Origin of the sequence: Streptomyces sp. NPDC058240, from assembly GCF_042882135.1 — a bacterium.
Taxonomy (GTDB): domain Bacteria; phylum Actinomycetota; class Actinomycetes; order Streptomycetales; family Streptomycetaceae; genus Streptomyces.
In genome coordinates, this window is the sequence record NZ_JBHVWT010000050.1 from 14758 (window position 1) to 39034 (window position 24277).

General features: G+C 73.2%; 15 protein-coding genes and 3 pseudogenes. 7 read left to right on the plus strand and 11 right to left on the minus strand.

Annotated elements, in window-relative coordinates:
* Positions 1–343 precede the first annotated feature (343 nt).
* Positions 344–784: a hypothetical protein gene (locus ACFVX4_RS36165; RefSeq protein WP_389986045.1), complete on the plus strand. Its 441-nt coding sequence runs from the start codon at positions 344–346 to the stop codon at positions 782–784.
* 105 nt (positions 785–889) lie between these two features.
* Here ACFVX4_RS36165 and ACFVX4_RS36170 read toward each other — a convergent pair whose 3' ends face one another.
* The 10 genes and pseudogenes from ACFVX4_RS36170 to ACFVX4_RS36215 all read right to left on the minus strand — a co-directional run bounded on the left by ACFVX4_RS36170 (position 890) and on the right by ACFVX4_RS36215 (position 16846).
* Positions 890–5731, minus strand: coding sequence for a hypothetical protein (locus ACFVX4_RS36170; protein WP_389986013.1), 4842 nt, complete (start codon positions 5729–5731; stop codon positions 890–892).
* 60 nt (positions 5732–5791) lie between these two features.
* Positions 5792–6721 (minus strand): hypothetical protein, encoded by a 930-nt coding sequence (locus ACFVX4_RS36175; RefSeq protein WP_385338304.1) that lies wholly within the window; start codon positions 6719–6721, stop codon positions 5792–5794.
* The gene (locus tag ACFVX4_RS36180) at positions 6718–6948 is read right to left on the minus strand and encodes a hypothetical protein (RefSeq protein ID WP_389986016.1); all 231 of its coding nucleotides are present in this window, start codon (positions 6946–6948) and stop codon (positions 6718–6720) included. The genes ACFVX4_RS36175 and ACFVX4_RS36180 overlap by 4 nt, the downstream gene beginning before the upstream one ends.
* Positions 6945–8471 (minus strand): hypothetical protein, encoded by a 1527-nt coding sequence (locus tag ACFVX4_RS36185; RefSeq protein ID WP_389986019.1) that lies wholly within the window; start codon positions 8469–8471, stop codon positions 6945–6947. Before ACFVX4_RS36185 ends, ACFVX4_RS36180 begins: the two co-directional genes overlap by 4 nt.
* A gap of 83 nt (positions 8472–8554) precedes the next feature.
* Positions 8555–12211: a hydantoinase B/oxoprolinase family protein gene (locus ACFVX4_RS36190; RefSeq protein ID WP_389986022.1), complete on the minus strand. Its 3657-nt coding sequence runs from the start codon at positions 12209–12211 to the stop codon at positions 8555–8557.
* Positions 12208–13118 (minus strand): annotated as a pseudogene (locus ACFVX4_RS36195) (SGNH/GDSL hydrolase family protein). Before ACFVX4_RS36195 ends, ACFVX4_RS36190 begins: the two are co-directional and overlap by 4 nt.
* 114 nt (positions 13119–13232) lie before the next feature.
* Positions 13233–13982: pseudogene (locus ACFVX4_RS36200) on the minus strand (glycosyltransferase); the annotation flags it as partial.
* A gap of 7 nt (positions 13983–13989) precedes the next feature.
* Positions 13990–14649 (minus strand): annotated as a pseudogene (locus ACFVX4_RS36205) (glycosyltransferase); the annotation flags it as partial.
* Positions 14650–14815: 166 nt separating this feature from the next.
* Positions 14816–16234, minus strand: coding sequence for a HEAT repeat domain-containing protein (locus tag ACFVX4_RS36210; RefSeq protein WP_389986025.1), 1419 nt, complete (start codon positions 16232–16234; stop codon positions 14816–14818).
* Between the two features lie 219 nt (positions 16235–16453).
* Positions 16454–16846, minus strand: coding sequence for an ankyrin repeat domain-containing protein (locus ACFVX4_RS36215; RefSeq protein WP_072489348.1), 393 nt, complete (start codon positions 16844–16846; stop codon positions 16454–16456).
* A 314-nt stretch (positions 16847–17160) separates the two neighbouring features.
* On the opposite strand from ACFVX4_RS36215, the gene ACFVX4_RS36220 reads away from it, so the two are divergent.
* On the plus strand, positions 17161–17355 hold the full coding sequence (locus ACFVX4_RS36220; RefSeq protein ID WP_018103962.1) for a hypothetical protein: 195 nt from the start codon (positions 17161–17163) through the stop codon (positions 17353–17355).
* A 37-nt stretch (positions 17356–17392) separates the two neighbouring features.
* Positions 17393–19000 carry a hypothetical protein gene (locus tag ACFVX4_RS36225; protein WP_389986028.1) on the plus strand — a complete coding sequence of 536 codons (1608 nt, stop codon included), beginning with the start codon at positions 17393–17395 and terminating at the stop codon, positions 18998–19000.
* An 18-nt stretch (positions 19001–19018) separates the two neighbouring features.
* Here ACFVX4_RS36225 and ACFVX4_RS36230 read toward each other — a convergent pair whose 3' ends face one another.
* Entirely contained in the window at positions 19019–20518 is a 1500-nt protein-coding gene (locus ACFVX4_RS36230; RefSeq protein WP_389986031.1) for a PLP-dependent aminotransferase family protein, read from the minus strand.
* 102 nt (positions 20519–20620) lie between these two features.
* On the opposite strand from ACFVX4_RS36230, the gene ACFVX4_RS36235 reads away from it, so the two are divergent.
* The 4 genes from ACFVX4_RS36235 to ACFVX4_RS36250 all read left to right on the plus strand — a co-directional run bounded on the left by ACFVX4_RS36235 (position 20621) and on the right by ACFVX4_RS36250 (position 24225).
* Positions 20621–21394: a YitT family protein gene (locus ACFVX4_RS36235; RefSeq protein ID WP_389986034.1), complete on the plus strand. Its 774-nt coding sequence runs from the start codon at positions 20621–20623 to the stop codon at positions 21392–21394.
* Positions 21391–22155 (plus strand): glycerophosphodiester phosphodiesterase, encoded by a 765-nt coding sequence (locus ACFVX4_RS36240; RefSeq protein WP_389986037.1) that lies wholly within the window; start codon positions 21391–21393, stop codon positions 22153–22155. Before ACFVX4_RS36235 ends, ACFVX4_RS36240 begins: the two co-directional genes overlap by 4 nt.
* Positions 22156–22201: 46 nt before the next feature.
* The gene (locus ACFVX4_RS36245) at positions 22202–23575 is read left to right on the plus strand and encodes an MFS transporter (RefSeq protein ID WP_389986042.1); all 1374 of its coding nucleotides are present in this window, start codon (positions 22202–22204) and stop codon (positions 23573–23575) included.
* A gap of 275 nt (positions 23576–23850) precedes the next feature.
* Positions 23851–24225 (plus strand): RNA polymerase-binding protein RbpA, encoded by a 375-nt coding sequence (locus tag ACFVX4_RS36250; RefSeq protein ID WP_007262928.1) that lies wholly within the window; start codon positions 23851–23853, stop codon positions 24223–24225.
* The last annotated feature ends 52 nt before the right edge of the window (positions 24226–24277 follow it).

Genomic DNA, 24277 nt, shown 5'->3' on the forward strand with positions numbered 1-24277 from the left:
TCACGAAAGCGGCAGAAGAGACCCGCCGGGGCTTCATCCTGTTCGGTAGGGCAGTTGGCTGGAACTCTTCGCTGATCGACGGCTCGGGGGAATCTTCACGGCTGCCCACTCGTCTCTCTGTACGGGACAGGGGTAACACGGGGAGAGTCAGGGCCTGTTCGCGGGATCATGGTCGGGGTCGCACCACCTGATCCGCCGGGCGGGCGCCGTGGGACGGACGCCACGGGGCGGGAAGGTCCGATCCGCCCGCGTAGAAACGGCGCATGCCGGGCAGCAACCCTGAAGTCGGACAGCGGTGGGGAGTTGAGAGTCCTTGGAAACGGAACAGCGTCGGGGCGTGGTGTTGTCGGCACCGGTCGCGACGGCGAGCTCGGCGGTGAGCGGGGCGAAGATCCCGCGCCAGCAGCTGTGGGTGGAAGAACCCGCGATACGGCGGCGGATGCCGGACCCGGTCCGCGGCTCCGCGGTGCGTGCCGTTCTCATCATGTCGCTGACGATCATCCAGGCCATGGTGGCGTTCCTGTGCACGCTGGCCGGGTCCTGGCTGGCCTTTCCGATGGTGCTGAGCAGTGTGGGCAGCACTGTGGTCGCAACCTGGTCGGTGCTGGACGTCTGGATCACCCGGCAGGTATGGAATCAGCGCAACGGCGTGGTTTCGGTGCCGAGCAGCTCGGCACGGCAGTTGCGCCGTGAGCGACGCAGAGCGCGGCGGGCGGCGCGGGCCGCGCAGCGGGACGACGCGCGGATACGCCGCCGGGGCGCGGGAAGCCTCTCACGGGCCTGAGCGCCGTCGGGGCAACCGTGCCCGTCCTCCGGCCCCGTCCCCACGTCTGCTGCCCGCCTGCTTCCCGTCCCTGCTCGCTCCGCGTTCTCGCGCCCGCTCCGGTCGCTACTCGTCGGAGGGAACCGGAACGGGGACCTGAGCGGTGTCGGAGGGTGCCGTGGCGCGCTTGAACATGCGGGTGGCGGTGATCTCGCCGTGCACCGTCGCACCGTTCGGGTCCTGCTGCGGCAGCCCGGGGCGCAGGTGCTCCTCCACGCTGATGTACTTCAGCCCGGCACGCAGGTCCGCGTCATTGCGCAACCGGATGACCAGCGGGAATTCGGCGAGCGCCGTGGTGTCGAACAGTCCGGTCGTGTACAGCAGCTGCACGCCCAGGGCGTCCGACACCGCGCGCTGGAGCTCCAGCAGATAGGTGGCGTTGGCGCGGCCGATGGGGTTGTCCAGGAAGAGGGTGCCCGCGTGCCGGTGCTGGTGCCGGTCACGGCCCCGGTCGTTGCTGCGCAGCGCGGCCATCGTGCAGTACAGGGCGATGGCGGCGGTGAGCAGCTGACCGCCGGAGAAGACGTCGCCCATCTGCCCGACCGGGACGCGCTCGGCGCGGAGCACCGCGTCCGGCTTGAGGATCTCCACGGCGATGCCCTTGGGCTCCAGCGCCGCCTGCACACCTCGCAGCAGCAGGGACATGCCGTCCCTGCGCAGATCGGAGTTCTTCTTCAGCGCGGCGCGGGTCGCCTCGTCGACGACCTCGCCGAGCCGCTCGGTGAGCGTCGCCTGGTCGGGTTCCTCGAAGCGGATCCGGAGGAATTCCTGACCGGACCACTCCCCCAGTCCTTCGGGGAGCCGGGAGAGGCGCTGGGCGGAGCGGAGGGTGGTGAGGGCGGACTCCACGAGGCCGCGGAGCCGGTCGACGATGGAGTCGCGGTTGCGTTCCAACTGGGCCAGCTCGTCGGTGAGTACACGGAGCCGGGGCGCGAAGGCGGCGGCCCACTTCTCGGCGTGCTCGGGCAGCGCCGCGGCGGGCAGCTCGCGGATCTGCTGACGGGCGGGGGTGCGGACCTGTTCGTAGCGCGTGGAGTTGGCGTGCCGTACGAGGACGTCGCTCGCTTCCCGTACGGCGCTCTCGGCGGCGGACAGGTCGGCGGCGCAGCCGCGCAGTGAGCGGCGGGCCTCGGCGGCCGACTGCCGGGCCTCGTCGAGGCTGCCGGGGTACGGCTCGGGGGCCTCGGTGTCCTCGTCCGGGCCGTGGTCCCTGAGCAGGTCGCGCAGGAGTGCCGCTGTCTCGTCGAAGCCGCCTGCCGAGTCCTCGGCGGTGCGGTGGGCGTGCAGCAGCTCGGCGTGGGCGGCGCGGGCGGTGTCCAGGGTCGCGGTGGCGGAGGCCAGCTCGGCCGTGGCGGTACGCAGGCGGGCCTGAGCCTGGTCGGCGTCGGCGGGGACCAGCTCGTCGGGGAGTTCGGTGTGGTGGGACTCGCCGTCGACCGGGGCCAGGCGCTCGGCCTCGCCGCGGAGCCGGCCCAGCTGCTCGCTCGCCGTGGAAGCCCTGGTCTCCAGGAGCTGGACCAGGGACTCGGCACGGGCGGCGGCCGCCTGCCGAGAGGGGCCGTCCGCGCCGTCGGTGCCTTCGAGGAGCTGGGCGGCGCGGGTGCGGACCTTGTTGGTGAGCCGGTCCAGTTCGGCGAGGGCGGCGCTCTCGTCGCTCTCCGCTCGGGCCTGCTCGGCGCGCAGGTCGGCGCCGACGCCGACCTTCTCGTACAGCTGGGACGCGGCCCGGTACGCCTCACGCAGCGCGGGCAGCGCGGGGCGCGGGGTGTCGTCCCCGGGCTCCGGGAGCTGCTCGGGGGCGCCTGCGATCTCCGCTCGTTCGGCGCGCAGGGCTCGGGCGGTGCGCCGGGCGTCGTCGGCGGCGCGCTGGGCGGCCCTGCGGTCCTCGTCGGCGGCGCGGGCCCGCTCCAGGCAGACGGTGGCACGGGCTTCGGACTCGGCTGCCTCGTCGACGAGTTCGCGGAGTTTCGCCTGCCAGCCCGCTCGTTCGCGGAGCCGGTACGCGAGGCCCGCGAGGGCGTCGGCAGCGCGGCGGGCTCGCTGGGCGGCCTCCTGGCGCTCGTCCCGGACGCGGGCGGTGTCCGAGGCGGCCTCGTCCGCCTCGGCACGCACCGTACGGGCTTCGGCGAGCTCGGCCTCGGCGGTCTCCGCGGCCGTGCGGGCGGTGCGGGCGGCCTCGGCGAGTTCGGCGAGCATGCCGGGCGGGCAGTCGGTCCGCCAGGAGCCGATGCGTGCGGCGAGGGAACGGTCGGCGGTGAGGCGGCCCGCGAGGGTGCGGATGTCCTCGTCACGGGCCGTGGTCCTGCTCCTCAGGGCCTGCCGCTCCTCGTCGGCCGCGTGCTCGTCGTGCATCGCCGGGTTCGGCGGGACGAGGAAGACCCCTTCCGTGCTCGCCGCCGAGCCCGTGCCGGCGGCCGGGACGGGGGCGAGCAGCGCGGCGGCGGTGCCGACGGCGACCGCGGAGCGCGGCAGCAGCGCGGCGCCGCTCAGGACGTCGCGGGCGCGGGCGTGCGAGTCGGGGTCGGTGATGACCACGCCGTCGACGAGTTCGGGACGGGCGGCGAGGACGGCCGCGTGGTCGGCGGGGTCGACCGCCTGGGCGAGGTAGCGCCAGCCCGGCAGGGCGGGGATGCCGTGTTCGCCGAGGTACTCGACGGTGGCGAGGACGTCGGGTCCGGGCGGCAGCAGTCCGCCGTCGCCGAGTGCGCCGAGGATGCGGGAGTCGTCGGCGGCCGCGGTGCGCAGTTGGAAGAGGCGGCGTTCGGCGGAGGCGATGGACTGGTCGAGGAGCTCCCGCAGTTCGTCGGCGCTGCGGTCGAGCTCCTGGGCGGTGAGCGGCTGTTCGTGGGCGGTGGCGTGTTCGGCCGTGGCGGTGTGGGTGCCCTGCGCCGCCTGGGTGGACTGGCCCGCCTCGACCGGCCGGCCGGTCGCCTCCGCGGCGCCGGGCCGTCGGTCGGTGGGGGCCGGGCCGGTGTCGGTGCCGTCCGCGCCGTGCGGGGCGTCCGGGTCCGCGTCCGTTCCGGCCACGCCCCGGCGGGGCCGGGGCACGCCGGTGCCGTGGGAGGCGGGCAGACCCAGCAGGTCGGCCAGCCGGTGGTCGGCGGCGATCGACTCGGCGGCCCTGAGCTCGGCCTCGTAGGACTGTTCCGCGGCCTGTGCGGCATCGGAGGCGCGGGCCGCCGCCAGTTCGGCGCGGCTCTCGGCGGCCGCGGCGTCCCTGGCCACGTCGGCGGCCGAGCGGGCGTCCTCCCTGGCGGTGTCCCACGCGGCGACGGCGGACGTCTCGGCGTCACTGGCGGCGAGGGCGGCGCGCGCCGGGTCGGCGTCCGGTGCGGTGTCGTCGAGCCAGCCGGCCCGTACCGCCTGTGCCGTCTCCTGCTCGACCTCGGCGAGGCGCTGGCGCAGATGTCCGGCCTCGCTGCGGGCGCGCTGGGCCTCGGTGGCGGCGGTGGTGGCGTCCCGGTGGGCGGCCTCGCCCGCGCTCTGGAGGGTGTCGGAGCGCTCCTCCTCCTCGTTGGCGAGGGTCTCGCCGGCCTCGGCGGCGGCGTGCAGCGCCCGGACGAGGTCGGCGGCGGCCTCGGCGCGGGCGGCGAGCGCGGGCGCGGCGTCCCGCTCGGCCTCGCGGATGGCGACGGCCACCCGTGCGGAGCGGTCGGCGGCGGCGCGGTGGCGCAGTACCGCCTCGGCGGCCTGCCAGGCGGAGTGCAGGGTGCGGGCGTCGCCCAGTTCGCGGCGTTGGGCGGCGGCGCCCTTCTCGGCCGCGGTCAGGGCCAGGGAGGCGTGCCGGTAGGCCAGTTCGGCGGCGATCAGTGCGCTGCGGCTGCGCGCCTGTTCGGCCGTGGTGACGGTGTGCGCGGCGCCCGTCACCTGCTGGGCCAGCTCGGCGGTCCGGCCGCGTTCCTGCCCGGCGCGGGCGGAGAGCCTGCGGGCGAGCGTGCGGGTGCGGCGCTCGGCGCCCGCGTGGATGTCCCGGGCGCGGGAACGGGTGCCGGCTGCCTCCACGATCCGGCCGAGGAGGTCGACCGAGCCCGCGGTGAAGTCGCGCTCGGCGGTCAGTTCGGCGCGGCGGCCCAGCTTGTTCCCGAAGCCGCTCACCAGGTCGGCGAGACCGTCGGTGTCCCGGGTGTCGGTGACGGCGCGGAGCAGCAGGTCGGTGAAGTCGGAGTCCTTCTTGACCGCGAAGAGCCCCGCCGCCTCGCCCTCGTCGGCGTTCATCTCGCGCTGGTAGCGGAAGAGTTCGGGGTCGAGTCCGAGGTCTCCGAGGTGCTCGTTCCAGCGGTCGTGGATCTCTTCCCAGTGCACATCGAGGTGCTGGTAGAACTTGCCCGCCTCGGTGAGGGCGTCGCGGAATCCCTTCATCGTGCGCCGTCTGCCCTGCGCGCCGGAAACGCCTTCGACGGGCCTGCGCACGGAGGTTGCCTCGGCGACCGGCAGGGAGTCCAGGCTGAGGCCGGGTCCGGGCCGGAAGGAGTACCAGGCCTCGGCGAACTTCCGCGGGTCGTTGGAGACCTGCCGGCCACGCCATTCGCTGACCTTGCCGACGACCACGCACTCGCCGGTGAGGGTGTGCTGCCACTCCAGGGCGACGTGCCCGCAGTCGTCGGCGAGCAGGAACTTGCGCAGCACGCCCGAGCTGGCGCCGCCGAGGGTGTTGCGGTGGCCGGGCAGCATCACCGAGAAGATCAGCTTCAGCAGCACCGACTTGCCGCCGCCGTTCTCCAGGAAGAGCACACCGGCGGGGGCCGGGCGGCGCGGCGGACCGACCGGTTCCTCCTCGAAGAACTCCGCCTGGGCCGGCGCGGGGTCGGGCACGGGCTTGCCCACTCCGCGCAGGTCGAGCACGGTGTCGGCGTAGCGTGCGCCGGCAGGTCCGATGGAGTAGAGGCGGACCCGGGACAGCTCGTACATGGCGGCGGACTCTCGTCGTTCAGGCAGCGGGAGGGAGACGGCGGTGGTGGGGCGGGCCGGTCAGGCGTGGAAGGGCAGACCCGCGTCGGCGGCCAGTTCCAGGTCGTCGGGGTCGGGCGGCGGCAGCAGTGTCGCCGTGCCGTCGGTGACCGGTACGACGCCGAGTTCCAGCAGTTCGGCCATGGCGGCGCTGCCGGCCATGTCGCGGACCTGGAGCTGGTAGCGGGCGGTGGTGCGGAAGGCACCCCCGGCGTCGTCCCCGGTGCGCTGGAGGAAGCCGGAGTCGGTGAGGAAGGCGACGGCCTTGCCGACGATGCCGGTGGTGGAGCCGGCCAGTCGCCGGGCGTCCTTCGTGGCGCCGGTGGAGCTGCGCCGGGCGTAGATCCGCCAGGCCGCTTCGAGTCCGGGGGCGTCGGTGGCCGGGTCCGTGTTGTCCCCGTGCTCCTCGGCGCGCTCCTCCAGGCGGTGGCACGCCTGGCGTACGAACGAGTCGACGCCGTTGACCGTGATCCGGCCGATGTACGCGTCGTCGGCGAGGTCCTCGGGGCGGGGGAAGGCCATCGCGGCGACGGCGAGGTGCGCCAGCCCGTGCAGGAAGCGGTCGGCGGAGTCGGACGAGGCGCGGCGGGCGTAGTCGCCCATGCGGACGGCGAAGACCGAGTCCTCACCGGCGGTCACGGCCATGCCCGCGCGGGTGGACACCTCCAGGACGACCAGGCCGAGTCCGGTCGCCACGGCGTCGGCGAGTCGCGCGAAGGCGGGCTCCTCGCGGTAGCGGCGGAGCAGTTCGGCGTATTCGGCGTCGCGTGCGGGCAGCAGCTTGGGCTGGAGGCCGAAGGCGACGAGCCGGGCGGCGTCGGCCGCGTCGGCCGGGGTGACGGACGCGGTGGCCGCGGGGCCCACCGGCTCGGCGGGTCCCGCGCCCTCGGTCGCGTACGCGGCGCTCGGCTCGCCCCACGCGTCGGGGTGCTGTGCGCGGTGGTCGCTCACGACTGTCGCTCCTTGCTGCGGAAACTCTTCGGTACGGTGTGGACGGCGCCGGCTCTCGCGGTGTCCGGTCCGGGTGTCGGCGTCCGGTCCGTTCTCGCGGTGTCCGTGCCGGGCGGCGGCGTCCGGTCCGTGCCCGTGGCGCGGGTGCCGGCGGGCCGCGGACGCCCCTGGTCCGCGGGGGCCGGCCGGGTCGGTGTGCGCCGTGCCGCGCGTACCGTGCCGGTCATGACGCCTCCGTGCGGTCCGCGGCCATTCCGGCCGCGTCCAGCAGGGCCGTGCCCACGATCAGGTCGGCGCCGCCGAACTCGGGGTCGTCGAGCTGCGTACCGTCGTCGACGGAGAACAGCAGTCGCCGCTCTCCCTGCCGGTAGGCGGTGCCGACCGGCGGGCTCGCCGCGTGCACCGCGAGCAGGGCGACCAGGTAGGGCAGTTCGGGATCGCGGCGCCGGGCCTCGGTGAGGAGTCCGGACAGGCGCCGCGGGGCGTCGTGTTCCAGGTCCAGGAGCTCCATGGCGCTCGCGAGCTGCTCCTCGCTGAACCTGCTGTCGTCGGGGGTGGCGATCAGGTCGGGCTCGGGCATCTCGGCGCCCAGGTGTTCCCGCTCCAGGGGCGGGGTGAGCAGCATGTCGACGAGGTCGCCCACCCGTACCGAGGTGGGGGTGCGCAGCCCGGTGCCGTGGGCGAAGAAGGCGTCGGTGACCCGGATCGCGCGTTCGACGGGGAGCGGCAGCAGCGGGGCGACCAGCTGGCCGTACAGATCGAGGCCGGTGCGGGCCGTGGGGGTGGCGAAGGCCTGCCGGTCCTGTTCGGCGCGGAACAGCGGTCCGGCTTCCAGCAGTCGGGACTGCAGCTGGGTGTGACGGCGGATGCAGTCCTTGACGATGTCGACGAGCTCGGCGGCGCGGCGCTTGTGCTCGGGCTCCTCCGCCTCGTCGCGCGCCTTGCGGATGTTGGTGAGGATCGCGTTCTCGTGGCGGTAGCGGTCGGCGACGTGGTCCAGCGCTTCGGCGATCATGTCGGGCACCGCGTTGAGCCAGTCGACGGCGCGGACGTTGCGCCGGGTGGCCTCCAGCGTCTTGCGGAGGGTCTCCGCGTACTGCACGGTGCGGTAGCGGGCCTGCTCGGCGGCGAGCTGCGCGTCCGCGAGGCGGCCCCGGCTGATGAGGACCTCCAGCTTCACCTCGGCGGCGATCTGGGCGCTGGTGACGTCCGTGTCGAGGGCGCCCACCAGGACGTTGACCGCTTCGTCGGTGGCCCGGAGGTAGACGGTGCCGCCGTATCCCGGGACCTCTTCGATCAGCTTGAAGTCGTAGTCCCGGCGGACGTACACCCCGTCGGGGCCGAACGTGCCGTACACCGCGCGGAATCCGCGGTCCACGCTGCCGACATTGATCAGGTTCTCCAGCACCCAGCGCGCGACGCGCTCGTGCTCGGCCAGGGGGCGGCGCGGGGCCTGGGCGGCGACGCGGGGAAGCAGTCTGGTCACTATCTGGTCGTGGTCGGCACCCGTGTCGAAGTCCATGTTGAGGGTGACGAGATCGATCGCGGCGAGGGCGACCTCGGCCATCGCGTAGACGGTGTACTCACCGGCCAGATTCGCCTTGCGCACATCGAGGTCGTGCAGCGGCGCCGTGCAGGCGAGCGCGCGCAGCCGCCGCGAGAGCCCCTCGTCGGCGGCCGGGCCCGGGGCGGGCCGCGGCCCCGCGCTGAGCTGGGGCGCAGCGTTGTCCGTGTAGGCAGGCGAAGTCACGCTGCACAGATTAGGTCCTCACACAGACAACGGTCGAAACGGCGCAGAAGCGACCCCCGGCCCGGGGTCGGCCGGCAGTGGCGTCACAGCCGTTCCCCGGTGCGTTCCGTACCGTCGTCGGGGCCCTGCTCCGGGGTTCCGTAGCCCCCGCCGCCCGGTGTGCGCAGCACCAGTACGTCGCCCGGCTCCAGCTCGGCCGTGTCGCAGCCGCGCAGCGGTGTGTCCGCCCGGTCGTCCGGGTGCTCGATGTGCTGGTCGCCCAGTGCGCCGGGTTCCCCGCCCGCCATGCCGTACGGCCGGACCCGGCGGTGGCCGGAGAGCAGTGCCACGGTGACGGGTTCCAGGAAACGGATCCGCCGCTCCACCCCGCAGCCGCCGTGCCGGCGTCCGCCGCCCCCGCTGCCCTCGCGCACCCGGAAGCTCTCCAGCAGGACGGGGTAGCGCCATTCGAGGACTTCGGGGTCGGTGAGCCGGGAGTTGGTCATATGGGTCTGCACGGCGTCGGCGCCGTCGAAGCCGTCGCCCGCGCCCGAGCCGCTCGCCACCGTCTCGTAGTACTGGACCCGTTCGTTGCCGAAGGTGAGGTTGTTCATGGTGCCCGAACCCTCGGCCTGGATGCCGAGGGCCGCGTACAGGGCGCCGGTGACGGCCTGGGACGTCTCCACGTTTCCCGCGACGGTGGCCGCCGGGTGGACGGGGGCCAGCATGGAACCTTCCGGGATCCGGACCTCCAGGGGCTTGAGGCAGCCGCTGTTGAGGGGGATGTCTTCGGCGACCAGGGTCCGGAAGACGTACAGCACGGCCGCCATGACCACGGATTTCGGCGCGTTGAAATTGCCCGGCTGCTGCGGCGAGGTGCCGGTGAAGTCGACGACCGCGGAGCGGGCGGCCCGGTCCACGGTGAGGGCGACCTCGATGACCGCGCCGTTGTCGGTCTCGTAGCGGTAGGCGCCGTCGTGGAGCCCGGCGATGATCCGGCGCACGGACTCCTCGGCGTTGTCCTGCACGTGCCCCATGTACGCGGCGACGGCGTCGGGCCCGAACTGTTCGACCATGCGCCGGAGTTCGGTGATGCCCTTCTCGTTGGCGGCGATCTGTGCGCGCAGGTCGGCGAGGTTGGCCTCCGGGTCGCGGGAGGGGTACGCGGCGGTGGTGAGCAGCTCGCGCGTCTGGTCCTCGCGGAAGCTGCCGTCGCGTACCAGCAGCCAGTTGTCGAACAGCACCCCTTCCTCGTGGATGGTGCGGCTGAAGGCGGGCATGGAACCGGGAGTGATGCCGCCGATCTCGGCGTGGTGTCCGCGTGAGGCCACGAGGAAGCGCAGCTCCGGCCGTTCGCCGTCGGCCTCGTCGAACACCGGCGTCACCACGGTCACATCGGGCAGGTGGGTTCCGCCGTGGTACGGATCGTTGATGGCGTACGCGTCGCCGGGACGCATCGTGCCGCCGTTGCGCCGCAGCACCTCCTTGATGGACTCCCCCATCGAGCCGAGGTGGACGGGGATGTGCGGGGCGTTGGCGATCAGATTGCCGTCCGCGTCGAAGAGCGCGCAGGAGAAGTCGAGGCGCTCCTTGATGTTGACGGAGTGTGCCGTGTTCTCCAGGCGCACCCCCATCTGCTCGGCGATCGACATGAAGAGGTTGTTGAAGACCTCCAGCATGACGGGGTCGACCCGGGTGCCGACGGCCGTGCGGTCCGGGCGTGGGCGGACCCTGGTGAGCAGCAGGTGGCCGGTGTCGGCGAGAGCGGCCTGCCAGCCCGGGTCGACGACGGTGGTGGCGTCCGCCTCGGCGATCACGGCGGGGCCGGTCACGGTGTCCTCGGGACGCAGTTCCTCGCGGCGGTGGAGCGGGGTGTCCCGCCATCGGCCCTCGGCGAACATCCGCACGGTGTCGCGCGGTCGGGGCTTCGCGCCGGTGCGGGGCGTGCGGTCGGCCGGGCGTGGCTGGTGCCGGCCCGCCGTGCCGGTCGCCTCGACCGAGACCGCTTCGACGACCAGGGGTTTGTCCATGGTGAACGCGTAGCGTGCGCGGTGCTCGGCGGTGAACGCCTCGGCCATGGCGGGTGCGGTGTCCAGGCCGACGGGCAGGCTCGAATCCGTACCGGCGTAGCGGAGCAGCACCCGGGCGTGCGTGCTGATCGCGCTGTCGGGGACGGCGTCGGCGCGCAGTTCGGCGCGGGTCCGGGCGGCCAGTTCGTCGCAGAGTTCGCCCACCGCGGTCCGGGTCGCCTCGTTCAGTTCCGCCTCCACGGACTGTTCGCGCATCGCGGTGGCGTCGGCGAGGCCGATGCCGTACGCGGACAGCACGCCCGCGAGCGGCGGTACGAGGACCGTGTCGATGCCCAGGGAGTCGGCGACGGCGCAGACGTGCTGTCCACCGGCGCCGCCGAAGCCGGTCAGGGCGTAGCGGGTGATGTCGTGCCCGCGCTGCACGGAGATCTTCTTGACCGCGTTCGCCATGTTGAGCACGGCGATCTCCAGGAACCCGGCGGCGGTCTCGGCGGCCGTGCGCCGTGTTCCGGTGGCGCGCCTCACGTTCTCGGCGAGCGCGTCGAAGCGTTCGCGGACCAGGTCCGCGTCGAGCGGGAGGTCTCCGTCCGGTCCGAAGACGGCCGGGAAGTGCGCGGGCTGGATCCGGCCGAGCATCACATTGGCGTCGGTGACGGTCAGCGGGCCGCCGCGGCGGTAGCAGGCCGGGCCGGGGATCGCGCCCGCCGAGTCGGGGCCGACGCGGTACCGCCGGCCGTCGAAGTGCAGGACGGAACCGCCGCCGGCCGCGACGGTGTGGATGCTCATCATCGGGGCGCGCATCCGCACTCCGGCGACCTGGGTGCCGAGCTCGCGCTCGAACTCGCCCGCGTAGTGGGACACGTCGGTGGACGTTCCGCCCATGTCGAAGCCGATGACCCGGCCGAATCCGGCCTGTTCGGAGGTGCGGGCCATGCCGACCACGCCACCGGCCGGGCCGGAGAGCACCGCGTCCTTGCCCCGGAAGTGGGAGGCCTCGCGCAGCCCGCCGTTGGACTGCATGAACATCAGCCGGATGCCGACGAGTTCACCGGCGATCTCGTCGACGTACCGGCGCAGGATCGGTGAGAGATAGGCGTCGACGACGGTGGTGTCGCCGCGTGGGACGAGCTTGATCAGCGGGCTCACCTCGTGCGAGCAGCTGACCTGGGTGAAGCCCGCCTCCCGGGCCGCGGCAGCCACGGCGCGCTCGTGTGCGGGGTGGCGGTAGCCGTGCATCAGGACGACGGCCGCGCTGCGCAGTCCGTCGGCGCGGGCGGCCCTCAGCCGCTCGGTGACCGCTTCCCGGTCCAGTGGTCTGACGACCCGGCCGCGGGCGTCGATCCGCTCGGGGACCTCGATCACCCGCTCGTACACGGCCTCGGGCAGCAGGATGCGGCGGTCGAAGAGCCGTGGCCGGTTCTGGTAGGCGATGCGCAGGGCGTCCCGGAAGCCTTCCGTGATGACCAGGACGGTCGGCTCGCCGCGCCGCTCCAGCAGGGCGTTGGTGGCGACGGTCGTGCCGATCCGCACCGCGGCGACCCGGTCGGCGGGGACCGGGTCGGTGGGGCCGAGGCCGAGCAGCGCCCGGATTCCGGCCACGGCGGCGTCGCGGTAGCGGTCCGGGTCGTGGGAGAGCAGCTTGCGGGTGACCAGGTGCCCGCCGGGATCCCGGCCCACGACATCGGTGAACGTCCCGCCCCGGTCGATCCAGAACTCCCAGCGTCCGGTCATCCCTCCATACTGACCCGCGGCGCGGACAACGGCCCGGACGGCACGGCCCGCTCCCCCGCTCCCGGGGCACCGGTCGGCTGTACTGCGGCCAGCGCGCTCCGCAGGGACGTCTCGGCGCGTCGGTCGAGGCGGGCGCCCGTGCCGCAGGCCCGGTGCCGCAGCTCCCCTCCGGCCAGGCACAGCAGCCGGGGCAGCAGATCGGTGCTTCTGCGGGCCAGCCAGCCGGTGCCGGCGGTGGCCAGTCGGCACCATGCGTCGAGGCGGCTCGGGGCGGCTGCCGGGGTTCGAGCCCCGGTGCGGCGCCGGGGGCCAGTCCTCGGGCGGCCAGCAGCGCGTGGAAGCCCGCCGCGACCGTCCGGTGACCGCGTTCGGCCGGATGGAGCCGGTCAGAGCTCCACAGCGAGCGGTCGCCGACCCGGGCCCGGTCCGCCATGTGCAGATGAACGGCGTCGTAGCGGTCGGACAGCGCGTGGACCACGGCGTTCACCGCGGCCTGCCGCCGGGCCAGCGGTCTGCCCAGCGGCGCGGGGAGCGCGAGCACGGCGCCGGGGTCGGGCAGACAGGCGGTCAGGAGCACGGCTCCGCCCCCGGTCAGCAGCGCGCAGACCTCGTCGAGGCGCCGCGCGAGGAGCACGATGTCGAAGGTACGGCGCAGGGTGTCGTTGACGCCGACGACGACGGAGGCGAGGCGGGGCCGGAACGCCGCCGCGGCAGCGGCCTGCCGGTCCCGGACGTCCTTGGACCGCGCACCGCTGACGGCGAAGTTGCGGAACTCCACGCCCCGCCGTCCGTCCGCGGCCCCTTCCGCGAGCAACGCCGCCCCGGACAGGCCCTGGCCCCGCAAACCACCGGGGACGGGGTCGCCGACGCCTTCGGTGAACGAGTCCCCGAGCGCGGCGAACCGCACCGGGCACGGGCCAGACGGTCGCGCGGCGCAGGGTTCCGGAGTACGTGGTCCCCCAGCGCGTGGTTCCGCGGCGCCGCACGGCTCCGACGCGCCCTTCGTAACCCGCACCCCCGTTCATGCCCGCACCCCCGTGATCCCGCCCCGGTCCGGCACCTCGTGGGCGGCCAGGAACGCGGCCACCGAGCGGTCCCAACCGAAGAGTTCCGCCCGTTGCCTGGCCGCGGCGCGGCGCTCGTCCGGCGGGCGCCCGAGCAGCTCGCGTACGGCGGCGGCAAAGGCCTCGCCGGTGTCCTCGGCCGCGACGCCGGCACCACCGATCACCTCCGGCAGCGCGGAGCTCGCGCTCGCCACCACCGGGGTGCCGCAGGCCAGTGCCTCCAGGGCCGACAGACCGAACGTCTCGGCGGGTCCGGGCGCCAGGCAGATGTCGGCCGCCGCCTGCAGATCCGCCAGGGTCTCCCGGTCGCGCACATGGCCCAGGAATTCGACCGGCAGCCGCCGTGCCCGTGCTCGGGTCTCCAGCCCCGCGCGCAGCGGTCCGTCGCCCGCGACGACCAGCGCCGCCCGCACCCCTCGACGCCGCAACTCGGCGAGGGTCTCCAGGGCCCGGCCGGGGCGTTTCTCGACCGAGAGCCGCGAGCACAGCAGGATCAGCACGTCGCGGCCGTGCAGGTGCCTGGCGCGCAGCACCGTACTGCGGCGCTGCGGGCGGCAGCGTCGCAGGTCCACGCCGAGCGGGGCCCGCACCACGTTGCGGGCGCCGATGCGCAGGAACTCCCGCTCCGCCCATTGCGTGGTGCACACGATCCGGGTGTACGCGTGGGCGCTGCGCGCGTTGAGGCGGTCGGCCGCGCGCCCGGCCGCCCCCGCCGGGAGGCCCCCGGCCGACGTACCCGACGATCCGCTCCCCGCCGGGCGCGAGCCGGCGACGCAATGCCTCGTCCCGCAGTCCGGGCCGGAACCGGGTGGTGTCGACACCCCGTGGCCACAGCCGCACCCGGGGCACGCCGTGGTCGGTGAGGTCGCGCAGGGCGGCGGTGGACGGGGCGAGGGTGCGGTCGGCGGCGCCGTGCACGGCGCGCATCCGGCGCCAGGCGGTGTTCTCGCCGGTGCCGAGGTACGTGCGTGCGTAGCCGGCCAGATCGGTCTGGTAGACGGCCACGGCCGGCAGGCCGAGCCTGGCGGCGGCTGCCATGCCCCGTGCGCCGAGCACGAACGGTCCCGCCAGATCGACGAGTTGGGCGCGGTGGGCGGTGAGGGCGGCGGTCAGCCGCCGGCTCGGCAGTGCGACCCGGACCTGGGGATAGCCGGGCAGGGGGAGGGAGGAAACGCGCACCACGGGGCAGGGGGCGTCGGCCTCGAAGGCGTCGGGGAGGTCCGGACGGGACGTGGTCGTCGCGCCGGCGGTGGCCGGGGCGATGACGAGCGGTTCGTGGCCGCGGCCGGCGAGATGCCGGGCCGTCTGGAGGGTGCAGTGGGCCACGCCGTTGACATCGGGCGGGAAGGATTCGGTGACGATGACGACACGCATATCCGTGTTGTCGCCACGCCGGGCGTGACCGGGCCGACTTGGATCTTTCCGCCCGGGGAACGTCCCGTGAGCGTTTGAGCCGGGCGCGCCGCGAGGGTCTTCCGTTCGGATGGGGCTACCCGTTTCACGCCGCGCGCCCCCCGACGCGCGTCGCGTGCGTACTCGGTCAGGCCGCCGGGGTGTCGGGCCCGATCCGGCTGCGTACCGCCGTCTGCACCTCGGCCTCCTCGGCCGGGTCCGCGGCGAGGCGGCGGAGCCGCTCGGCCACCCTGATGTCCCCGGTCTCCGCGTGGAGGGCGGCGACCTCGCGGGTGGTCTCCTCGCAGTCCCACAGGCACTCGACGGCGAATCCGGTGGCGAAGGAGGGATCGGTGGCGGCCAGTGCGCGGGCCGCCCGGCCGCGCAGATGCGACGAGGACGTCTCCCGGTAGACGTGCCGCAGCACGGGAGCGGCACAGACGATGCCCAGCCGCCCCGCGCCGTCGACGAGGGTCCACAGACGTGGTGCGTCCGGTCCGTCGCCCCGTACGGCCTCGCGGAGCGCTCCGAGGACCAGTGAGGCGTCCTGGGCGCCGCCCCGGCAGGCGAGCACACCGGCCGCGGAGGCGCCGAGCGCGTCGGGCCGTCGGGCCCAGCGCCTGGCGCGCTCCACCGCAGCGTCGCCGCACATCCGCTCGAAGGCGGCGACGGACGCGTCGGCGACGGTGCGCGAGACGCTGACCGCTCCGGTCTCGATCAGGTCGAGCACGGCCGGGTCCCTGGCCTCCGCCAGGTAGTGCAGCGCGGCACAGCGTGCGCCCTCCGGGCCGCTGCGGGCGGCCTCGATGATCGTGGGCCGGTCCTCGGGGCCCGCGACGGCGGTGAGGCAGCGGGCGGCCGGCACATGGAGGGTGCTGCCGCGTTCGAGTCCCTGCTGGGCCCAGTCGAAGACCGCCTGGACGCTCCAGCCCGGACGGGGGCCGCCGGGCCGCATCTGGCGCTGCCAGCGGTCGAAGGAGCCCTGTTCCGAGGCGGCCCTGACCCTGGCGCCGACCGTGTCGCGCGGGTCGTCCGCCCAGAGCCGCCAGGGGCGGGGTTCGTAGGCGTCCCGTACGGCGGCGGCCAGCTCGGCGGCGCCCTCCTCGGTGGCCGGGAACCGGCCGAGCACGGGTACGGCGAGGGCGCGGAGTCCCGCGTCGTCGTCGCGCAGGGCGAGCTCGTCGAGGGCCCAGGCCCAGTTGGCGCCGGTCGCGGCGTACCGCCGCAGCAGGGCCAGGGCGTCGTCGCGTCCGTACGAGGCGAGGTGGCCGAGCACGGCGAGGGCCAGCCCGGTGCGCGAGTCGTCGGTGTCGAGGTGGTCGTCGGGATCGCACAGGTGACGCTCGATCTCTTCGATGCCGCCGTCGAGGTCGAGGTACAGGCGTGCGTAGTAGAGGGAGCGGTTCTCCACCTGCCAGTCGTGACGCGGATCGCTCAGGACGCAGTGGTTGAGAGCCGCCAGGGCCTCGGGGCGTGGTGCGGCGAGCGCGTGGAGCGTGCCGTCGCCACGGCCCCTCTGCAGCAGGCCGAGCAGGGTGCCGCTCGGCGCTATGAACGGATCAAACATGGAAAAAGCCTCACATCAAGCTGTCGACGCAACCGGGACTGTGCAGTTCCAAGTGCCGGGTGGGCACTACGCCGCGCAGCAACATGATCGGCCGACCGCCGTCTTCTGCTTGGTGTAGACCATCTTCCTCTGCCTCTCGTCGGTGGCCCGGAACCGGGCCCGCGACGTCATGATGACCCAGCCATTTCGCCACCGCGACCACATTTACGGCGCACCCGGTCAGCGGGAGCCGAAGAGTTCCAGCAGGTCGGCCTTGCCGAACATGCGAGCCGTGTCGAGGGCGGAGGGTGTTCCGGCGGCCGGATCGGCGCCCGCGGAGAGCAGCGCCTCGATCACCGCGTCCTCGCCCTTGAAGACGGCTCCGGCGAGCGGCGTCTGCCCGCGGTCGTTGGCCCGGTCCGGGTCGGCGCCCCGGCCGACGAGGGCCGTGACGGCGGCGGCGTGCCCGTGGTAGGCGGCGAGCATCAGCAGCGAATCGCCCCGGTCGTTGGTGAGGTTCGCGGGGACGCCCGCGTCGACGTACGCGGCGAGCGCGTCGGTCTCACCGCGGCGGGCGAGGTCGAAGACCTTCGTCGCCAGCTCGACCACCTCGGGATCGGGGGTTTCGCTCATCGGACGGACCGCCTTCCAGTAACCGGTTTCACCACTGTCGACCTGCCGGGACGTACGCCGTGGGGGCCGTACGAGTGAACCGACAGGGTACTGCCCGACCGGGCACATGACCCGGCCCACCCGTGGCAAAGGATCACGAATGGTTCGGCGGAACAGTGCGCGACACCGAAAGTTCCGGCCCACCGGGACCACTCGGTCGGCCATTCAAGTGAAAATAACGACTTTTCACCCAAATGCAGCTTTTATCGTATAGATACTTCCGGTGAACCTGGAAGGACTCATGGTGACCGTCCCCCCAACCAGGAGAACCACTCATGATCCTGTCCATGTCAGGCGTCGTCATCCTCGGCATCATCGTCTTCCTGTTCTTCAGGAAGGACGGCCTCAAGGCCTCGCACGCCCTCGTCACCGCCCTGTTCGGCTTCTATCTGGCAGGCACCGCCATCGCACCGAGCATCACCGCGGGGGGCGCGAGTCTCGCCGGCCTCCTGGGCGGGATCAAGTTCTGACCCTCCGCGACCGCTCCCACCCCTTCAGGAGACCGACGTGGCCCGGCGACCACTCCCCCGCATTCTGAGCAGCGGCAGCGCCTCGATCACTCGCAGTCGCGAGTTCGCGCGCACGGCCGCCGACAACGCCACGGACGTCCTCCATCCGCTGATCACGATCACTCGTGGTCTGCGGCTGCTGGCCGGAGCCGGACGGCAGAAGTGGGCCGCGACGCCCAAGGACAGGCGTGGCCCCACGCTGTTCCTCGTCGCGGCCTGCGTACTCGCGTTCGCGCTCATGCCGTACGGGGGGCTGATCGCCCTCGTCACGGTGATGGGCGCCGCCGCCTGGGCGGGGCGGGAGCGGACCCCCGTGAAGACCGGTCCCGACGAGGCGGAGACCGCGCGGCTGCGGTCCCTGTACGAGGCGCTCGTGCCGTACTTCTCCGTGGCCGACGACCCCGGTCCGCTGTTCTCCCACGGCGGCGACTGGGAGAAGGCCTTCAGCGGTTACGAGTTCGACGGCGACGGGAGGCTGACCCGCCTCCAGGTGACGTACCCCGCCTATTTCACCGACAGCGAGGCCGCCTCCCGTGCCCGGATCGAACGGCTGCTGCACGCCAAGTCCGGCCGCGGCCGCGAATACCGCTTCGCCTGGGACGAGGAGGGCAACCAGCTCGTCATGAACGTCCTCGGCGCCCTGCCCACCTCGATCGGCGCCCAGCGTTTCGTCACCGCCCCCGGCGAGACCGTACTGGGCTTCACCGACGGCGACGCGGTGCAGCGCACGGTTCCGGTGCACGACGGCGACACGACCCGCGACGCCCCTCCGGTCGTCTGGCGGACCGGCGCCCGCTCCACCGAGCCGCATCTGCTGGTGGTCGGGCAGCCCGGCAGCGGCACCACGACCCTGATGCGCTCCATCGCCCTGCAGGCGCTCCAGCACGGCGACATCCTGATCGTCGAAGGCAGCGGAACCGGCGAATACGCCTGTCTGACCGGGCGGGACGGCGTACTGAGCGTGGAGTGCGGGCTGGCCGGCGCACTGGCGACCCTGGAATGGGCGGCCCACGAGACGGAACGGCGGCTGACCGCCGCGAACCGGGCCCGGCAGGTCGGCCACCCCGTGCCCGACGACATCAAGCGCCCGCTCTGGATCCTGCTGGACCGGCCGAGTGTCCTCGGCCATCTGGCCACCGCCGACGGCAGGCCCGATCCGCAGGAACTGCTCCAGGGGCCGCTGCGGCACGGCAGGGCCGCCGGCGTCACCGTGGTCCTGACCGATCAGTTCGACAGCCTGGACACCCTCGGCGAGACCGTACGGACGCACTGCAGGGCCCGGGTCGTGCTCGGCCTCTGCTCCCGCGAGCAGGTGGAGTCGGTGCTCGGTACCGAGCCGCACACCACCCCGGCCGCCGATGTCCCGCCCGGCCGCGGATACGCGCGGCTCGGCACCGGCGCGGTGCTCCGGCTCCAGGTCCCGGCCACGCCCGATCCGTACGACGAGGCGACCGGCGAGACGCAGCGGCAGGCGGTCCTCGGTCTGCTCCCCGAGCGGCAGGTGCCGGTCGTCGAGGCGGCCGTGCCGGCCGGAGCGGGCGTCCCCGAGCCGGTGCTGCCGCGCACCGTGGCCGTGGCCGTCGAGGGCATGGCCGTCACCGACTGACCGGACACAGGGGTGCGGTCAGGCGACGAACGTCCGCGGCGCCTCGACGCCCGCGCCCGCCCCCGACCCGACCAGCTGCGCCGCCGCCGCGAGCCGTGCCGCCGCCTCGTCCGCGACCGGCCCCGAGACCGTGAACGGCAGCCGTACGTACCCCTCGAAGGCGCCGTCGACCCCGAACCGGGGACCGGACGGAACGCGTACCCCGACCCGCTCCCCGGCCACCGCCAGCCGGGAGCCGGAGAGGCCGCCGGTCCGCACCCAGAGCGTCAGGCCGCCGCGCGGAACGGAGAACTCCCAGTCGGGCAGCTCCCGGCGGACCGCGGCCACGAGCGCGTCCCGGTTCTCCCGCGCCTGTTCCCGCCGGACCTGCACGGCCTCCTCCCAGCCGCCGGTGCGCATCAGCCAGTTCACGGCGAGCTGTTCGAGCACGGGCGTGCCCATGTCGGCGTAGGCGCGGGCGGCCACCAGGCTGCGGATCACGTCCGGGGCGGCGCGCACCCAGCCGATCCGCATGCCCGCCCAGAAGGCCTTGCTCGCCGATCCGACGGTGATCACGGTGGAGCCCGCCGGGTCGAAGGCGCAGACCCGGCGGGGCATCCGCACATCGGCGTCGAGGCAGAGCTCGTTCATGGTCTCGTCGACGACCAGAACCGTGCCTGCGGAGCGGGCCGCGTCCACCAGGGCGCGCCGCCGGTCCTCGTCGGCCAGCGCGCCGGTGGGGTTGTGGAAGTCGGCGACGACATAGGCGAGCCGCGGCGCCGCGTCCCGCAGCACCTGCCGCCACCGGTTCATGTCCCAGCCGCCGAGCCCCTCCTCCATCGCCACCGGCACCAGCCGGGCACCCGCCTCGCGCATCAGCTGCAGGATGTTGGCATAGCTCGGGGACTCCACCGCGATCCGCTCGCCGCGGCCCGCGAAGAGGTGGCAGATCGCGTCGATCGCACCCATCGCACCCGTGGTGACCATGATCTGTTCGGGCATGGTCGGGATGCCGCGCCCGGTGTAGCGGTCGGCGATCATCTGCCGCAGCGCGGGCAGACCGGCCGGGTAGTCGCCATGGGTGTGGGCGTACGGCGCGAGCTCCTCGATGGCGCCCTGGACCGCCCGGGTCAGCCACGGTTCGGGGGCGGGCAGCGAGGCGCAGCCCAGGTCGATCATCGAGCCGAGGGACTCCGGCGGCAGCGGCTCCAGACCGCGTGCGGGCAGCGGGTTCCCGGCGGGCACGGCGGTCCAGCTGCCGGCACCCCGGCGGGACTCCAGGAATCCCTCGGTCCGCAGCGCCTCGTACGCGGCGGCGACGGTGGTGCGGCTGACGGACAGGGCGAGCGCCAGTTCGCGTTCGGCGGGGAGCCTGGCGGCGACGGGCACCCGGCCTTCGAGGACGAGCAGCCGGATCCCGTCGGCCAGCGCACGATAGGCGGGCGGCCTGCGGGCGCCCGGTCCGGCGGGCCGGGACTGTTGGGCCTGGAGCTGCCGGGCGAGCTGCGCCGCGCCCACTGCCGAAGTCCACTGAGCCATGAAAATCAGTCCACCTTCCTCGGATTGGCCATAGTTGGCAGCCAATCCCCTGCCACAGAGTGACATGCGGCAGTCCACTACGACCACACCAGGGGGCACCTCTTGTCCACCGCCGCCGCCCCTCGCGGGGCGCACCTCACCCGTCGGCTGATCCAGCTGTACGTCGGTCTCGCGCTGTACGGGGCCAGCTCGGCGCTCCTGGTCCGCGCCGGTCTGGGGCTCGAACCCTGGGGCGTGCTGCATCAGGGGCTCGCCGAGCGCACCGGTCTGTCCATCGGAGTCGTCTCGATCGTCGTCGGCGCCGCCGTCCTGCTGCTGTGGATCCCGATCAGGCAGCGTCCGGGCCTGGGCACCGTCTCCAATGTCTTCGCCGTCGGCATCGCCATGGACGGCACGCTCGCGCTCATATCCGACGTGCACGGCCTCGCCGCGCAGATAGCCGTGATGGTCGCGGGAGTCGTCGTCAACGGCGTCGCCACCGGGCTGTACATCGCGGCGCGGTTCGGCCCGGGACCCCGTGACGGGCTCATGACCGGACTGCATCTGCGCACCGGCCGCTCCATCCGGCTGGTGCGGACGCTGATAGAGGTGGCGGTCGTGGCGACCGGCTTCCTGCTCGGCGGCACGCTCGGGGCGGGCACGGTCGTGTACGCCCTGGCCATCGGCCCGCTCGCCCAGTTCTTCCTGCGCTTCTTCGCGGTCGGCGGGAAAGCGGCCGCGGGGGCCGGAGCCGACACGAAGACCGGGCCCGACGCGGAGACCCGGGCCCACGAGGAGACCCGGGCCCATGAGGAGGGCACTGTCGCGCCCACGCCGGACAATGGCGACACCGCCGTCACCGCACGGACACCGGAGCAGGCCATACTTCCGCAGTGACCTCCGTACGCCACCCCTATCTGGACCATCCCTCGACGATCCCCTTCGCCCACCGAGGCGGTGCGGTGGACGGGATCGAGAACACCACGGCCGCGTTCCGCCGGGCCGCCGACGCCGGGTACCGCTACTTCGAGACCGATGTGCACACCACCTCGGACGGCCGCTTGGTGGCCTTCCACGACGCCACCCTGGACCGGGTGACGGACGCCCGCGGCCGGATAGCCGAGCTGCCCTGGAGCGAGGTGCGGCGGGCCAGGGTGGTGGGCCGGGAGCCGCTGCCGCTGTTCGATGAGCTGCTGGAGACGTTCCCCGAGGCCCGCTGGAACGTCGACATCAAGGCCGGGTCCGCGCTGGTCCCGCTGGTCGAACTGATCCGCCGCGCGGACGCCTGGGACCGGGTGTGCGTCGGCTCGTTCTCGGAGGCCCGGGTCGCCAGGGCCCACCGCCTGGCGGGCCCCCGGCTCGCCACCTCCTACGGCGTCCGGGGCGTGCTGGGCCTGCGGCTGCGCTCGTACGGAATACCGGCGGCGCTGCGGGCGGGCGCGGTGTGCGCACAGGTGCCGGAGAGCCAGAACGGTGTCCGGGTGGTCGACCGGCGCTTCGTGCGCGAGGCACACGCGCGCGGGCTCCAGGTGCACGTCTGGACCGTGAACGAACCGGAGCGGATGGCAGCGCTCCTCGATCTCGGCGTGGATGGCATCATGACCGATCACATCGAGACGCTGCGCACGGTGTTGAGCGAGCGGGGGGCCTGGGCCTGACGCCGGCCGTGCGAGGTCTTCACGGGGAGAGACGAGGGGGTGCGGGTTGAGCGCCGAGACCGCGGAAACCGCTGAGCCGACGGAACCGACAGCGGATTCCGCCGATGCCGCGAGCCGCAGACACGAACAACGCGGCTGGTATTTCTACGACTTCGCCTGCTCCGTCTACTCGACGAGCGTCCTGACCGTCTTCATCGGCCCCTATCTCACCTCGATAGCCAAGGCGTCCGCCGACGCCGACGGCTTCGTGCACCCGCTCGGCATTCCGGTCCGCGCCGGGTCGCTGTTCGCCTACGCGGTGTCCATGTCCGTCGTGGTCGCGGTGATCCTGATGCCGATCGTGGGCGCCGCCGCGGACCGCACGGGGCGCAAGAAACCGCTGCTCGCGGCCGCCGCCTACACCGGGGCCGCCGCGACCACCGGCATGTTCTTCCTGGACGGTCAGCGCTATCTGCTGGGCGCGTTCCTGCTGATCGTGGCGAACGCCGCAATCTCGGTGTCGATGGTGCTCTACAACGCGTATCTGCCGCAGATCGCCGGGCCGGAGGAGCGGGACGCGGTCTCCTCGCGCGGCTGGGCCTTCGGCTACACCTCGGGTGCGCTCGTCCTGGTGCTGAACCTGGTCCTGTACACGGGCCACGACTCCTTCGGCCTCTCCCAGTCCGACTCGGTACGGATCTGTCTCGCGTCGGCCGGTCTCTGGTGGGGCGCCTTCACGCTCGTGCCGCTGCGCCGGCTGCGCGACCGGCACGTGACGGCGAGCGGCGAGGGCGCGGTCGGTTCGGGCTGGCGGCAGCTGATGGCCACCCTGCGCGACATGCGCCGCCATCCCCTGACGCTCTCCTTCCTGCTGGCGTACCTCGTCTACAACGACGGCGTGCAGACGGTGATCTCCCAGGCATCGGTGTACGGCTCGGAGGAGCTGGGCCTCGACCAGACGACCCTGATCACGGCGGTGCTGCTGGTGCAGGTGCTCGCGGTGGCCGGAGCGCTGGGGATGGGCCGACTGGCACGGGTGTACGGCGCGAAGCGCACGATCCTCGGTTCGCTCGTCGTCTGGACGCTGATTCTCGTCGCCGGTTATTTCCTCCCCGCCGGAGCACCGGTCTTCTTCTATGCACTGGCGTCGGCGATCGGCCTGGTGCTGGGCGGCAGCCAGGCGCTGTCGCGCTCGCTCTTCTCCCATCTGGTGCCGCGCGGCAAGGAGGCCGAGTACTTCTCCGCGTACGAGATGAGCGACCGCGGACTGAGCTGGCTGGGACCGCTGGTGTTCGGGCTCGCATATCAGCTGACCGGCAGCTACCGGGATGCGATCATCTCGTTGGTGATCTTCTTCGTGGTCGGTTCCGTGCTGCTCGCGAGGGTGCCGGTCCGGCGGGCCGTGGCGGCCGCGGGCAATCCCGTTCCGGAACGGATTTAGACGTTGAAGTGAAAGGCCGGTAGTGTACGCCTTTGGCCTGCCCGGAGGACCGTTACTGCGAGCGGAAGAAGCCAAACTGTTGGGTTACAACTTCCGCCAGATGTGACAAACCGGGCATTGCTGGGTACTTGAAACCCTGGGAAACCTGAAAAAGCAGCGGCACGACGGGCGACGCATGACCGGCAACGGGAATCTTTACCGCCGACCGGACGTTGACCGGATGACGACGACAGCGACACCTGTCCTGTGGGCGACAAGCCCGGGAGGCACGATTCATGAGTGAGCGAGCTCTCCGCGGCACGCGACTCGTGGTTACCAGCTACGAGACGGACCGCGGCATCGATCTGGCCCCGCGCCAGGCGGTGGAGTACGCATGCCAGAACGGACATCGATTTGAGATGCCGTTCTCGGTAGAGGCGGAAATTCCGCCGGAGTGGGAGTGCAAGGCGTGCGGCGCCATGGCACTCCTGGTGGACGGGGATGGCCCCGAGGAGAAGAAGGGCAAGCCTGCGCGCACGCACTGGGACATGCTCATGGAGCGGCGCACACGCGAGGAGCTGGAGGAAGTGCTCGCCGAGAGGCTTGCGGTCCTGCGCTCCGGAGCCATGAACATCGCCGTACATCCGCGGGACAGCAGGAAGTCTGCCTGACTGACCGCGTAACACCTCGGTAACGACAGAGCCGCGGGCCGCGACACCAGCT